Consider the following 12659-nt stretch of genomic DNA (forward strand, 5'->3'; position numbering starts at 1 on the left):
GCCGGAATGAGCTTTAGAAATTGGTTTCGGGTGATTTTCATGTTACTTCAAACTTGCCGAAGCAAAGGTCAGCGTGTACTCGATCTCATGGGGGGTGCTCATGGCCACGGTGTCGGCGGTCACGTCCAGCGCGGTGTCCAGCGCGGCCACGGGGATCTCAAAGGTGGAGTTGCCCTCGGTGTTGGTGGGCAGATACTTCTCGCTGTCCACGATCATATAGTCGTAGTTGGGGCTGCTCCACACGATGGTGGCGGTCATTTTGCCGTCCGCCACAGTCAGGGCGGCGGGGCTTTCCACGGTGGCACGGCCGGAGCCGCCCTCCAGCGTCACCTCGCAGGTGTAGGTGCCGTCGGCGGGCGTTTCAGCTGCGGCCTGTTCCACCGCATCGCGCACGCTGACGGTGTGGTCATACCACTTGCCCTTTTTGCCCAGAATGGCCAGGTCAAAGTCGGTATCCAGAGCAGACACCGGGATGTCGAAGCCGTACACTTCCTCGGAAGTGCCGTCGGAGTAGGTGACCGTATCGGTGGTGGGCTGCAGCCAGTCGGACGCGTTGGCTTCGGCTTCGGCGGCCTTGCCCAGATACAGGTTGACGACATTTTTGGAAACCAGACTGACGTGGAAGGTCATCTGGCCATTCTCCACGGTCAGGGTGCCTTTGCCGTCGCAGGCTTCGTTGGCGTGGAACATGGAGCTGTCGGTGTCAAACTCGGCGGTGTAGATGCCGTCCGGCAGAGCAGCGGTCTCAACCACAGAAGCGGCAGAGGACGCAGCTTCGGAGGAAGCAGCACTGGACGCCGCAGAGGAAGCAGCAGAAGAAGCGCCGCAGCCTGCCAGCAGGCTCAGCGCGAGAGAAGCGGTCACAACACAGGAAAAAATGCGTTTCATGAGAAATACCTCTACATTATAAAGAATTGGATTTTATTATAGCATGATTCTAAGAAAAAATGAACCCTCTCCATCGGGCTCCGCAGCGGCGGCAGCGAGACGGGGAGGGTTCGGGAAAATCAGCCCTTCAGGGAGTCAATGGCAGCCTTGGTGTGAGCGATGTACAGGCTCTGGATGTCCTCGATCTCGCCCAGACCAGCGATCTGGCAGTCGATGCTGTCAAATGCGCCGGAAGCGGTGAACTGGCTCAGCCAGGAATCTTCGTCGGAACCGGCCATATCGTTGTTGGCGTGGTCACCGGCAACGACCATCAGCGGGCGCAGAACGACCTTGGTGTAGCCTGCAGCCTTCACGGCCTCGATGACGTTCTCGCAGGCGGTCTCCTCGGGCTCACCCTCAACGGTGCCGATGAACACATTGTCGTAGCCCAGGGTCTGCATGGTGGTCTGCATCTGGCTGTAGCTCACCTTTGCGGTGTGAGAGGTGCCGTGGCCCATGAAGACGAAGGCGACCTTGTCCTCAGCGGCGGCGCTCAGGCTGTCGTAACCGGCTTCCTTCACGGCAGCAGCGGTGACGGCCTTGGCGACATCTTCCTTGTCCTGGTTGATGACAGAGGCGTCAGAGCCGACCTCGCCCAGCAGGGGCTCAGCCACGGCGACGGTCTCGAACTTGTCACGGTAGGAGTCGATCATCTCCATCATCTCGTCGTACTCCGCGCCGTGCATCAGGTGGGTGGGCTGGACGACCAGGTTCTTCACGCCGTTTGCCACAGCGCGGTCCATGGCCTGCTGCATGTTGTCGATCTTCTCGCCGTCACGGGCCTGCACATGGTTGATGATGATCTGTGCGGTGAAGGCGCGGCGCACGCTCCAGTCGGGGTATGCGGCCTGCAAGGCGTCCTCAATACCCTTGATGTCGGCAGCGCGGCTGTCGTTGAAGGAGGTGCCGAAGGACACCACCAGCAGCTCGTTCTCACCGATCTCATCGGCGTTGCGGGCATCGTCCTTGGAGGCATCGCCGGTGTCGCGGCCAAAGTAGTCGGGGTCGGCGTTCTCGCCCTCGACCAGCTCCTTCTGGGTGTCGGTCAGGGCATCCCAGGCAGCCTTGGCGGCCTCGCACTGGGCGTCGGTGTCATCGCTGCGCTCCTGCACATAGATGGCGTCGATCAGGTCTGCCACGTTCTTTGCGGCCATTTCGTCAGCCTCCTCGCTGCTCACTTCGCTGGAAGCAGCGGACGCGGCGGTGCTGGTGCTGGAAGCGGTGCTGGATGCAGCGCCGCCGCAGCCGGTGAGCACACCGGCGCACAGGGCCAGAGCCGTGACGGCTGCAGCCAGCTTCTTGGTTTCGATCTTTCTCATTGTGTGTCTTTTCCTTTCCTGTGGAATGAATTACGGGCTGAACCGAACAAAGGGTACAGGAAAGAGAGATGAAAAAAAGGCCCTTTTGTCCTGCGGATGGCATGACAAAAAGGCCCTTACGGTTCAGAGCTTTTTTGGTACAACCAATTCCTCGTGATCTGGAGCTTTCGCTCCCGTACCAACAGCAGGCAGGTTTCCTGGCTGAAAGATCGCCGCCCGGCGCCGCCTTCTCAGAGCAAAGCTCCAATGGCTGGTGCAAAGCACCCTGACGCGGGCTCCCTTATCACAGTGACGAGATCGTGCGGGATTTGCACCCGCTTCCCTTTTACCCTTCCCGCCGCCATAACGGCAGAAGGCACCTGCTGTTTTTCTGTTCAGTTCGCAGGACAGTATAGCATACCGCAGCGGGAAATGCAAGAAAATGGGCGGCATCCCGGTACTTTTCCTTATAAAAGGCGAAAAGAAGGCTGTGTTTTGTATAAAATCCCGCCGGGCACCCCACACTAACCCCGGAAGCAATGCGTACACAACACGACAGATGGGAGCGAAGAAAATGGAGCAGATCAAACGATTTTTGCGCGGCAAAGGCTTTGCGCTGGCGCTTCTGGCCTGCCTGGTGGCGGCAGGCGCGGCGGGGGTCTGGGCGGTGCGCGCCGTCCGCAATGAACTGGAAAAAAGCTATGAAGAACTGACACGGCCGGAGGCGTCTTCCGCCCCGCAGGCCGCCGTGCCGGATACCGATTTGAAAGTGGAGGATGAACCATGGCAGGATGTTACCGAAGCAGCAAACAGCGTGGCCGGTGTGCCCAAAGCGGAGAGTGGGGCCGCATCCTCTGGCTCGTCTTCTGGGGCGGTGTCTGGTGCTGGTTCTGTGCGCGAACCCTCCGCACTGCAAGGCTCCTCTGCGCCTGCCAGCAGCTCGGCAGCGCCTGCCTGCGCGCAGCCGGTCACGGGACGTGTGCTCAACGCCTGCAGCGGCGATGAGCTGGTCTACAACAAGACGCTGGGCGACTGGCGCACCCACAACGGCGTGGACTATGCCTGCGCCCAGGATGCGGCAGTGTCTGCCCCGGTGAACGGCAAGGTGACCGCCGTGGAGACGGATGGCCGCTGGGGCAGCGTGGTGAGCATCGAGGACGGGGAAGGCCGCGTCTGGCGGGTGTGCGGCACGGCGGATGTGCAGGTGAAGGCCGGTGACACCGTGTCCACGGGCCAGACGCTGGGCCGCGCGGGGAACATCCCGAACGAATGCACCGAGGAGACCCATGTGCATCTGGAAGTGCTGGAAGGGGACAAGTACCTCGACCCGGCAAAGCTCATCGGATAAAGCATCAGAAAAGGCGGCAGGGCGAAACGGCTCTGCCGCCTTTTGCGCTGTCTGCAGCCCAAAAATCCATTCTTTCCCGGCGGGGCTGCATTGCTTTTGCGGGACGGTTCTGGTATGATATATACGTAGAACTAGGCGTTTTGGGAGGAAATCAGATGGCGAAGGTGTTGATCGTAGGTGCCGGTGCGGCGGGACTGATGGCGGCGGGTGCCGCCGTGCGGCAGGGGCATCAGGTGACGGTGCTGGAGCACATGGATAAGCCCGGCCAGAAAATTCTGGTCACTGGCAAGGGCCGCTGCAACGTGACCAACGATTGCCCGGCGGAGGAATTCCTGCGGCATGTGCGCACGAACCCGCGGTTTCTGTTTTCCTCGCTGGGGTCTTTCCCGCCCGCCAAGACTATGGAACTGTTCGAGGACCTTGGCGTGGAGCTGAAGGTGGAACGCGGCCGCCGGGTGTTCCCGGTGTCGGACAAGGCAGAAGAAATCCGGCAGGCCCTTTTGCGCTACGCGCAGGATGCGGAACTTGTACATGACGGCGCGAAAAAGCTGATCCTTGAAGATGTAACGCCGGAGCCGGAAGCGGCTCCCGCTGTGCCGGAGAACCCGCGCCACCCCAAAAAGAAAAAGACCGGCCCGGCCCTGCGGTGCATCGGCGTGCGGGGTACTTCGGGCCGGGAATACCGGGCCGACGCGGTGCTGGTGGCCACTGGCGGCGTGAGCTACCCCACCACCGGCTCCACCGGCGACGGCTACAAGCTGGCACAGCAGGCCGGGCACACCCTGGTGGAGCCGGTGCCCAGTCTGGTGAGCCTGGTGAGCCATGACGCCGACTGCAAAAAAATGATGGGGCTGGCCCTGAAAAACGTGACGCTGACCCTGTTTGAGGACGGCAAGGCCATCTTTGACGAGCAGGGCGAGATGCTGTTCACCCATTTCGGCATCAGCGGCCCGCTGACCCTGAGTGCGTCCAGCCATCTGGGCGACATGAAAAAGCACAAGTATTATACGGAGATCGACCTGAAGCCTGCCCTCAGCGAGGAACAGCTCTATGACCGCATCACGCGGGATTTTGCCCTGCTGGCGAATCACGCGGCGCAGGGCGCGCTGGTCAAGCTGCTGCCGTCCAGCATGCAGCCGGTGATGGTGGCGCGCTGGGGCATCGACCCGGCCACCAAGGCAAACCAGATCACCCGGGAGCAGAAGCGGGAACTGGTGCAGTTATGCAAGCACTGGCGGGTGTCCATCGACGCCCGGGGCGACCTGGCCCATGCGGTCATCACCAGCGGCGGTGTGTCCGTCCGCGAGGTGGACCCGAAGACGATGCAGAGCAAGAAGGCGCTGGGCCTGTACTTTGCGGGCGAAGTGCTGGATGTGGATGCCTACACCGGCGGCTACAATCTGCAGATCGCCTTCTGCACCGCGCAGGCGTTTGCAAATAATCTGTAATTGCAGACAAAACAATTTTGAATGCCCTCCGCGCTGCTCTGGGCATATTTATAGGAATCGAATTTTATTATTTCACGTTTGTCGCGGCCTGCGGGCTGCTCCAAACGCATTTTCACGAAAAAAGTCCAAACCGAAAGATGCAGTGATTCGGCACGCCCCCTTCGTGAAAAATCAGATTTTCCGGATCTGTAAATATTAAAAATAAATTTCCGCTGAAGATGGCCAGAGCGTGAGCGGCGGCCATTTTAAATCGTTTGGCTTAAAAAGGAGAGATACAAAATGGTATCTGTTGCGATCGACGGGCCTGCGGGCGCAGGCAAATCCACGCTGGCACGCCGTCTGGCGGCTGAGATGGGCTATATCTATGTGGACACCGGTGCCATGTTCCGCACCATCGGCCTGTATGCCCTGCGCGCGGGCAAGGACCCCAAGGATAACGCGGCGGTCAACGCGCTGCTGCCGGAAATTGAACTGCATTTTGCGTTCATCGACGGTGAGCAGCACATTTATTTAAAGGAAGAAGACGTGAGCACCGCCATCCGCACCGAACAGGTGGGCATGGCAGCTTCCGCTGTGGGCGCGAACCCGGCCGTCCGCGCCTTCCTGCTGGAGATGCAGCAGGACATGGCCCGGAAGCAGGACGTGCTGATGGATGGCCGCGACATCGGCACGGTGGTGCTGCCGAATGCCACGGTGAAGATTTTCCTTACGGCCACGCCGGAAGCCCGCGCCACCCGCCGGTGGAAGGAGTACCGGGAAAAGGGCATCGACACGCCCTATGAGGAAGTGCTGGCCGATGTGAAGCAGCGGGACTATCAGGACACCCATCGCGCCGCTGCGCCGCTCAAGCAGGCGGATGATGCCGTGCTGCTGGACACCTCGGAGCTGGATTTTGAACAGAGCCTTGCTGCAATGAAGAAGATCATTGCACAGAAAGTCGGCTGAAGGAAACGCCCGTGAACCGGAAGCTTCCTCCTTAGACACGAATCGGGCCATTCCATCGCCCGCCCTATTGCCCTTCGGGCAACAGGGTCCCACCCCAGCGGACGGTCTTCGGAGAAACTTCCGGTTCGCAGGCTGAATAAATCTAAAACACAGGAATAAAACGATAAAATGATATTATATTACATCTTAGTGCCTTTCGCATGGCTGCTGTGGCACATCGGCTTCCGCATCCATGTGGAGGGCCGCGAGAACCTGAAAAAAGTGCAGACGAAGGGGTATATCCTTGCGCCGACCCACATCTCCGCCATCGACCCGGTGTTCATCGTGGTGACGCGGTGGGGCAGGCGGATGGTCGTGTTCGCGAAAAAAGAACTGTTCGAGATCAGCGCCCTGCTGAGCTGGTTCTTCTGCTGCTGCGGCGCAGTGTGCGTGCGCGGCACCCGGGACGAGGTGGCTGTCATTGAGCAGACCGTGGAAAAGTGCAAAAACGGCGAAACCCTGCTCATCTTCCCGGAGGGCACCCGCGAGAAGGAAGGCAAGCTGCTGCCGCCGAAAAGCGGCCTGTTCGTCATCGCGGCGCAGGCCGGAGTGGACGTGGTGCCCTGCCGCATCCTCTACGACACGCCGGACGGAAAAATGCACCTGCTGTGCAAAGTGCGGGTGATCTATGGCGAGCCGATGCCCGCCGCCCAGTTTGCCATGGAGGGCCGCCGCGACACCAAAAAGCTGCGCGCCAACAAGCAGGCGCTGCTGGATGCGTGGGAGAAGATGGGGGAATAATATGGAGATCAAAGTCGCCAAAACGGCGGGGTTCTGCTTTGGCGTGAACCGCGCCGTGGAGCTGACCTACGGCCTGCTGGCCGAGGGACGCAGGGTGGCCACCCTCGGGCCGCTGATCCACAACCCCCAGGCGGTGGCAGACATGCAGCGCCGGGGCGCGCTGGTGGCAGACACGGTGGAGGACATCCCCGCCGGGTATGAGGTGGTCATCCGCAGCCACGGCGTGCCGTGCAGCGTGTATGACGCGCTGGCCGCCCGCGGCGTCCGCTATCACGACGCTACCTGCCCCTTCGTGCAGAAGATCCAGCGCATCGCCGAGCAGGCCGAAAAAGAGAACGCGGTGCTGCTGGTGGCGGGCGATAAGACCCACCCGGAGGTGCAGGGAATCGTCGGGCACACCCGTGGAGAGGTGTTCGTTTTTGCCGATCTGGACGAGCTGCGGGCCTGGAAGGGCCCCTCGGACCCGCAAAAACCCCTGTTTGCAGTTGCACAGACCACATTTCAGGTAACAAAATGGCAAGAAAGTTCGGAGTTTCTCAAAAAAGCCTATACAAACGCCCGAATTTTTGATACAATATGTAATGCGACGTGGGCGAGGCAACAGGAAGCGGAAGACCTCAGCCAACAATGCGACATCATTGTTGTCATTGGCGGTCATCATTCTTCCAATACCCAAAAGCTGGTACAGGTCGCCGCAAAACACACGCGTGCCGTAACGGTCGAGACAGCGAGCGAACTTCGGCCGGAATGGTTTGCAGATGTTAAAGTGGCGGGCGTGACAGCCGGGGCTTCAACGCCATCGTCTATTATTGAGGAGGTACTTAACAGTATGAGCGCAGAAATCAATGACAGCATGAGCTTTGAGGAGATGCTGAATGCATCCGAGGAAAAGCGTGTTCATGCAGGCAGTATTGTGAAAGGAATCGTGACCAGCATCTCTGCCAACGAGATCCAGGTGGATATCGGAGCGAAGCAGACCGGCTTTGTCAAGCTGAGCGAGCTGACCGATGATTCCTCCGCCAAGGTCGAAGACCTGGTGAAGGTTGGCGATGAGCTGGACCTCATCGTCGAGAAGGTTATGGATCAGGATGGCGTCATCCAGCTCTCCCGCAAGAAGCTCGCATCTCGCAAGGGCATGGAGGAGATCGCTAAGGCCGCTGAGTCCGGCGAGGTCGTCGAGGGCGACGTCACCGAGTTCAACAAGGGCGGCGTTGTGGTCAACGTCAAGGGCGCCAAGGTGTTCGTTCCCCGTTCTCAGGCTACTATGCGCCGCGATGAGGACTACACCGCTCTGGTTGGCCAGCACGTTCAGCTGGTCGTCACCGAGTGCTCCGGCCGCAAGATCGTCGGCAGCATCAACAAGGTGACCGCTGAGCAGAACAAGGCAAAGCGTGAGGAGTTCTGGGCAAACGTTGAAGTGGGCAAGACCTACACCGGCGTTGTCAAGAGCCTGACCTCTTACGGTGCATTCGTCGATATCGGCGGTGTGGACGGTCTGTGCCACATCAGCGAGCTGAGCTGGAACCGCATCAAGCATCCCTCCGAGGTTGTCTCCGTTGGTGACACCATCGAAGTGTATGTGAAGGACATCGACACCGAGAACCACAAGGTTTCTCTGGGCTACAAGAAGGCCGAGGACAACCCCTGGGAGCAGCTGAAGAACAACTACCCCATCGGCAGCACCTTCCATGCTCCGGTCGTGTCTCTGACCAAGTTCGGTGCTTTCGTCCGCATCCTGCCGGGTGTTGACGGTCTGGTCCACATCAGCGAGATCAGCAATGACCGCGTTGAGAAGGTCTCCGACGCACTGAAGGTCGGCGATATGGTCGATGTGAAGCTGCTGGATGTTGACTTCGACAAGAAGCGCATCAGCCTGTCCATGAAGGCTCTGCTGAACGACGACGCTGAGTAATCAGTCCTTCGTTCGGAAGATCATCTTCTGACACAATGCGATCAACAGCCCCGTTGCCGGGAAAACGGCGGCGGGGCTGTTTTTATAAGAAAAATGATAAAATTCTTCAAAAAACACTGGGAAGTGCTCAGCTACCTTATCTTTGGCGTGCTGACCACCCTGCTGAACATCGTGCTCTATGCGCTGTTCAACAGCCTGTTCGGCTACACCGCGGCCAACAGCTGGGGCAATGTGCTGGATAACATCATCTGCATCCTGTTTGCCTATTGCACCAACCGCGCCTTTGTATTCCGCAGCAAGACGCAGGGCAGGGCCATGGCAAAGGAGTTTGGTGCATTCGTCACCTGCCGTCTGGGCACAATGCTGCTGGACACCGCAATTATGCTGGTGCTGGGCAATCTGCTGGCGGCGCAGGGTGCGGCACTGATGGAGAATATGATGCAGGGCTTATTGGGTGCAGTGTCCCACTGGCTTGGCCCGGATACGGCCATCCAGATGGCAGCGTCCTATGCGGGCACGCCGGCGGGGGTCACGGATGGCTCTGCCGCCATTGCCGTCATCGGCGGTGCAGACGGCCCGACGGCCATCTTTGTTACCAGCTTCTACAACGCGCAGGCGCTGTGGGGGCTTGCCGTAAAGGTGTTTTCCAATGTGCTGGTGATCGTGCTGAATTATGTGTTCAGCAAGCTGATCATCTTTAAAAATCGCAAGTGAGATATTTTCTCCGCCGCGGGCGGAGAAAATATCCAATATAATTTAGGAGGTACGGTTTTATGAAGCGTGGTCTGAAAGGTTTTGCATTCCTGGTCTCCGGTCTGGTATTGGGCATCATTGGTGCAACGGTCTCTGCAACGGCTATTGCCCTGAGCGCTGTCGGCATGGCAAAAGTGCGCCGTGCCAGCAAGTAAAACGGAGGAAACAACATGAATCGTGAAGAAATTCTCTCCCATGTCGATCACACCCTGCTGAAGCCGGAGGCTACCTGGCCCCAGATCCAGACCTTGTGTGACGAAGCCATTGCAAACCACACCGCATCCGTGTGCATCAACACCTGCTACGTCAAGCAGGCTGTGGAGTACATGGCGGGCCGCATCCCGGTGTGCTGCGTGGTCGGCTTCCCTCTGGGTGCTATGGACACCGCCAGCAAGGCCTTTGAAGCCAAGACTGCCATCGAGAACGGCGCTGCCGAGGTGGATATGGTCATCAACATCGGCCGCCTGAAGAACAAGGAGTACGACGCCGTCCGCGAGGACATCCGTGCCGTGAAGCAGGCGGTGGGCGATAAGATCCTGAAGGTCATCATTGAGACCTGCCTGCTGACCGACGAGGAAAAGGAAAAGATGTGCGATATCGTCTGCGAGGCAGGCGCTGACTACATCAAGACCAGCACCGGCTTCTCCACCGCAGGTGCCAACTTCCACGATGTGGAGCTGATGGTCAAGGGCGTGCATGGCCGCTGCAAGGTCAAGGCTGCCGGCGGTATCTCCACCGTGGAGGATATGGAAAAGTTCCTCGCTCTGGGCGCTGACCGTCTGGGCACCTCCCGCGCCGTCAAAATTCTGAACGGCGAGCAGGCCAAGGGCTACTAAGCAATATCGTTTTGTGCAACGGCATCGTTTCGGCGGTGCCGTTGTTTTTTGCCCTTTGTGTGCAGAAAGAACCGTGCTATAATAAAAGCGGATAGTTGAAACTAACTACTGCGTGGAGGTACGGTACAATGATTTTTGTTCAACTGGTGCTGTATTGTCTGCTGCTGGTGGTCATCGTCAAGGCGGCGGTGCGGGACAATGCGGTGAACGGCCTGTACTTTTACCCCAAGGCAGTGCAGGAGAAAGCGTTCGAGATCGGCCTGGCCGACCGGGAAACGGTGCGCAGACAGCGCACACGGTGCATGGTCGCCCTTTATGTGTTTCTGGCGGCGGCACCGGTTTTGTTCATCGGCGGATGGAACGGCGTGTCGGACTTCAGGACCGCGTACTTACAGGCACTGCTGTTTCTGGAAATCATGAACTGGTTCGACGGCATCGTCATCGACATGCTGTGGGTGGGGCACAGTTCCTTCTGGGTGCTGCCCGGCCTGGAGGATATGCCCTATGTGCAGACCTGGGGCCAGATGATCAAAAAGCGGGTGACCATATCCCTCGTCTGGGTGGCCGGTGCGGCGATCATTGCCGGGCTGGTGGTGCTTTTCTTTTGAGAACCATGAAAACTTTCCATCAATTTTGGAATCTTGTCTAAAATGAGTGATACTTATCTTGACAATCTGACGAAGCAATGATAGAATACTCAACGTACCAACTGAATACCGACTTATCAAGAGCGGCTGAGGGGACAGGCCCTGTGAAGCCCGACAACCTGCGTGCAAACGCAAGGTGCCAAATCCTGCGGGAAACCGAGAGATAAGAGTGCAACGCTCAGAGCTTTCGGGCTCTGGGCGCTTTTATTTTTCGCGCACAAAAAGCTTGAACGGAATGTTGGAGCAAGAAATACACACCCTGCTGTAAAAAACACTAGGAGGCAAAACAAATGGCAAGACACCTGTTTACTTCTGAGTCCGTCACCGAAGGACATCCCGACAAGATCTGCGACCAGATCTCCGATGCCATTCTGGACGAAATTCTGACCCACGACCCCGACGCCCGCGTGGCCTGCGAGACCTGCGCATCCACCGGTCTGGTGCACATCATGGGCGAGATCACCACCAACTGCTACGTGGACTTCCAGAAGATCGTCCGCGAGGTCATCTCCGACATCGGCTACACCCGCGCAAAGTACGGCTTTGACGCCGACACCTGCGCTGTCATCTCCAACATCGACGGCCAGAGCCCCGACATCGCCCTCGGCACCAACGACCAGGTGGGCGGTGCAGGCGACCAGGGCATGATGTTCGGCTATGCCTGCGACGAGACCCCGGAGCTGATGCCCATGCCCATCAGCCTGGCCCACAAGCTGGCAAAGCGCCTGACCGAGGTGCGCAAGAACGGCGAGATGGACTACCTGCGCCCGGACGGCAAGAGCCAGGTGACCGTGGAGTACGACGAGAACGGCAAGCCCGTGCGCGTGGACGCCGTGGTCATCTCCAGCCAGCACAGCGAGAGCGTGAGCATGGAGCAGCTGCGTGCAGACGTGATGGAAAAGGTCATCAAGGCCACCATCCCCGCCGAGCTGCTGGACGAGAACACCAAGTACTACATCAACCCCACCGGACGTTTTGTGGTGGGCGGCCCGCAGGGCGACACCGGCCTGACCGGACGCAAGATCATCGTGGACACCTACGGCGGCTATGCACGCCACGGCGGCGGTGCCTTCTCCGGCAAGGACCCCAGCAAGGTGGACCGCAGCGCAGCCTATGCGACCCGCTGGGTGGCAAAGAACATCGTGGCTGCAGGTCTTGCCAAGCAGTGCGAAGTGCAGGTGGCGTATGCCATCGGCGTGGCAAAGCCTGTGTCCATCATGGTGGACACCTTTGGCACCGGCACCGTCTCGGATGAGAAGATCGAGCAGGCTGTGGAGAAGGTGTTCGACCTGACCCCCGCCGCCATCATCCGCGACCTTGACCTGCGCAAGCCCATCTACCGCAAGCTGGCCGCCTACGGCCACATGGGCCGCGAGGACCTGGGCGTGAAGTGGGAGAACACCGACCGCGTGGATGCGCTGAAGGCTGCTGTGGCTGCCCTGTAATCAAAAAAGAGTTCCCCTTTCGATCGAAGGGAAATGAGGAAAAGCCCCTCTGTCTGAAAAGACAGAGGGGCTTTTTTTCGCAAAAGGGGACCTGCCCATCGGGAACAGAAGGAGCCGCTGTAAAAACTGCTAAATCACCAAAGAAACCGGATGCGTTTTGTGAATAAATACGATTTTTCGCAGAGCTCTTGCAAATGGGGGGGGGGGGGGGGGTATAATGTGGGTGGTATGCAATGGAAAAAACAAATCAGAGGGGGGGACGGGGGGGGAGAAAAGACCATGCAAGCGGATAAAAAACAGGGAGAGGAAAGGAATGGAAA

The 12659-nt window shown here is 58.9% G+C and carries 12 protein-coding genes and 2 riboswitches; of the genes, 10 read left to right on the forward strand and 2 right to left on the reverse strand.

Annotation, left to right across the window (positions count from 1 at the left end):
• Positions 1 to 42: 42 nt before the first annotated feature.
• Both CGS49_RS01155 and CGS49_RS01160 read right to left on the reverse strand, forming a co-directional pair.
• The gene (locus CGS49_RS01155; protein ID WP_097800140.1) at positions 43 to 888 is read right to left on the reverse strand and encodes an iron transporter; all 846 of its coding nucleotides are present in this window, start codon (positions 886 to 888) and stop codon (positions 43 to 45) included.
• Between the two features lie 119 nt (positions 889 to 1007).
• Complete coding sequence (locus tag CGS49_RS01160; RefSeq protein WP_097800141.1) at positions 1008 to 2246, reverse strand: sirohydrochlorin cobaltochelatase; 1239 nt, start codon at positions 2244 to 2246, stop codon at positions 1008 to 1010.
• 170 nt (positions 2247 to 2416) lie between these two features.
• A riboswitch (cobalamin riboswitch) is annotated at positions 2417 to 2624 on the reverse strand.
• A gap of 160 nt (positions 2625 to 2784) precedes the next feature.
• On the opposite strand from CGS49_RS01160, the gene CGS49_RS01165 reads away from it, so the two are divergent.
• The 10 genes from CGS49_RS01165 (at position 2785) to metK (ending at position 12339) form a co-directional block, all read left to right on the forward strand.
• The gene (locus tag CGS49_RS01165) at positions 2785 to 3573 is read left to right on the forward strand and encodes a M23 family metallopeptidase (protein ID WP_242975294.1); all 789 of its coding nucleotides are present in this window, start codon (positions 2785 to 2787) and stop codon (positions 3571 to 3573) included.
• Positions 3574 to 3728: 155 nt separating this feature from the next.
• On the forward strand, positions 3729 to 5021 hold the full coding sequence (locus CGS49_RS01170; protein WP_097800143.1) for a BaiN/RdsA family NAD(P)/FAD-dependent oxidoreductase: 1293 nt from the start codon (positions 3729 to 3731) through the stop codon (positions 5019 to 5021).
• Positions 5022 to 5300: 279 nt separating this feature from the next.
• Positions 5301 to 5966 carry a (d)CMP kinase gene (cmk, locus tag CGS49_RS01175; RefSeq protein WP_097800144.1) on the forward strand — a complete coding sequence of 222 codons (666 nt, stop codon included), beginning with the start codon at positions 5301 to 5303 and terminating at the stop codon, positions 5964 to 5966.
• A 168-nt stretch (positions 5967 to 6134) separates the two neighbouring features.
• On the forward strand, positions 6135 to 6746 hold the full coding sequence (locus CGS49_RS01180; RefSeq protein ID WP_097800145.1) for a lysophospholipid acyltransferase family protein: 612 nt from the start codon (positions 6135 to 6137) through the stop codon (positions 6744 to 6746).
• A gap of 1 nt (position 6747) precedes the next feature.
• A complete protein-coding gene (locus tag CGS49_RS01185) occupies positions 6748 to 8658 on the forward strand; it encodes a bifunctional 4-hydroxy-3-methylbut-2-enyl diphosphate reductase/30S ribosomal protein S1 (RefSeq protein ID WP_097800146.1) in 1911 nt (636 codons plus the stop codon).
• Between the two features lie 93 nt (positions 8659 to 8751).
• Positions 8752 to 9372 carry a GtrA family protein gene (locus tag CGS49_RS01190; protein ID WP_097800147.1) on the forward strand — a complete coding sequence of 207 codons (621 nt, stop codon included), beginning with the start codon at positions 8752 to 8754 and terminating at the stop codon, positions 9370 to 9372.
• A gap of 59 nt (positions 9373 to 9431) precedes the next feature.
• On the forward strand, positions 9432 to 9566 hold the full coding sequence (locus CGS49_RS14515) for a hypothetical protein (protein ID WP_005944717.1): 135 nt from the start codon (positions 9432 to 9434) through the stop codon (positions 9564 to 9566).
• Positions 9567 to 9581: 15 nt separating this feature from the next.
• Positions 9582 to 10247, forward strand: coding sequence for a deoxyribose-phosphate aldolase (gene deoC, locus CGS49_RS01195; RefSeq protein WP_097800148.1), 666 nt, complete (start codon positions 9582 to 9584; stop codon positions 10245 to 10247).
• A 128-nt stretch (positions 10248 to 10375) separates the two neighbouring features.
• Positions 10376 to 10855 carry a hypothetical protein gene (locus CGS49_RS01200; RefSeq protein WP_097800149.1) on the forward strand — a complete coding sequence of 160 codons (480 nt, stop codon included), beginning with the start codon at positions 10376 to 10378 and terminating at the stop codon, positions 10853 to 10855.
• Between the two features lie 110 nt (positions 10856 to 10965).
• Positions 10966 to 11064: riboswitch (SAM riboswitch) on the forward strand.
• Positions 11065 to 11184: 120 nt separating this feature from the next.
• Positions 11185 to 12339 carry a methionine adenosyltransferase gene (metK, locus tag CGS49_RS01205; RefSeq protein WP_097800150.1) on the forward strand — a complete coding sequence of 385 codons (1155 nt, stop codon included), beginning with the start codon at positions 11185 to 11187 and terminating at the stop codon, positions 12337 to 12339.
• The last annotated feature ends 320 nt before the right edge of the window (positions 12340 to 12659 follow it).

This window comes from Faecalibacterium langellae, assembly GCF_002549775.1.
In the GTDB taxonomy this organism is placed as follows: Bacteria; Bacillota; Clostridia; order Oscillospirales; family Ruminococcaceae; genus Faecalibacterium; species Faecalibacterium langellae.

Bases quoted from the DNA above. Each gene is read 5' to 3' on its own strand.
- CGS49_RS01155 (WP_097800140.1), bottom strand. From the start codon at position 888: ATGAAACGCATTTTTTCCTGTGTTGTGACCGCTTCTCTCGCGCTGAGC.
- CGS49_RS01160 (WP_097800141.1), bottom strand. From the start codon at position 2,246: ATGAGAAAGATCGAAACCAAGAAGCTGGCTGCAGCCGTCACGGCTCTG.
- CGS49_RS01165 (WP_242975294.1), top strand. From the start codon at position 2,785: ATGGGAGCGAAGAAAATGGAGCAGATCAAACGATTTTTGCGCGGCAAA.
- CGS49_RS01170 (WP_097800143.1), top strand. From the start codon at position 3,729: ATGGCGAAGGTGTTGATCGTAGGTGCCGGTGCGGCGGGACTGATGGCG.
- cmk (WP_097800144.1), top strand. From the start codon at position 5,301: ATGGTATCTGTTGCGATCGACGGGCCTGCGGGCGCAGGCAAATCCACG.
- CGS49_RS01180 (WP_097800145.1), top strand. From the start codon at position 6,135: ATGATATTATATTACATCTTAGTGCCTTTCGCATGGCTGCTGTGGCAC.
- CGS49_RS01185 (WP_097800146.1), top strand. From the start codon at position 6,748: ATGGAGATCAAAGTCGCCAAAACGGCGGGGTTCTGCTTTGGCGTGAAC.
- CGS49_RS01190 (WP_097800147.1), top strand. From the start codon at position 8,752: ATGATAAAATTCTTCAAAAAACACTGGGAAGTGCTCAGCTACCTTATC.
- CGS49_RS14515 (WP_005944717.1), top strand. From the start codon at position 9,432: ATGAAGCGTGGTCTGAAAGGTTTTGCATTCCTGGTCTCCGGTCTGGTA.
- deoC (WP_097800148.1), top strand. From the start codon at position 9,582: ATGAATCGTGAAGAAATTCTCTCCCATGTCGATCACACCCTGCTGAAG.
- CGS49_RS01200 (WP_097800149.1), top strand. From the start codon at position 10,376: ATGATTTTTGTTCAACTGGTGCTGTATTGTCTGCTGCTGGTGGTCATC.
- metK (WP_097800150.1), top strand. From the start codon at position 11,185: ATGGCAAGACACCTGTTTACTTCTGAGTCCGTCACCGAAGGACATCCC.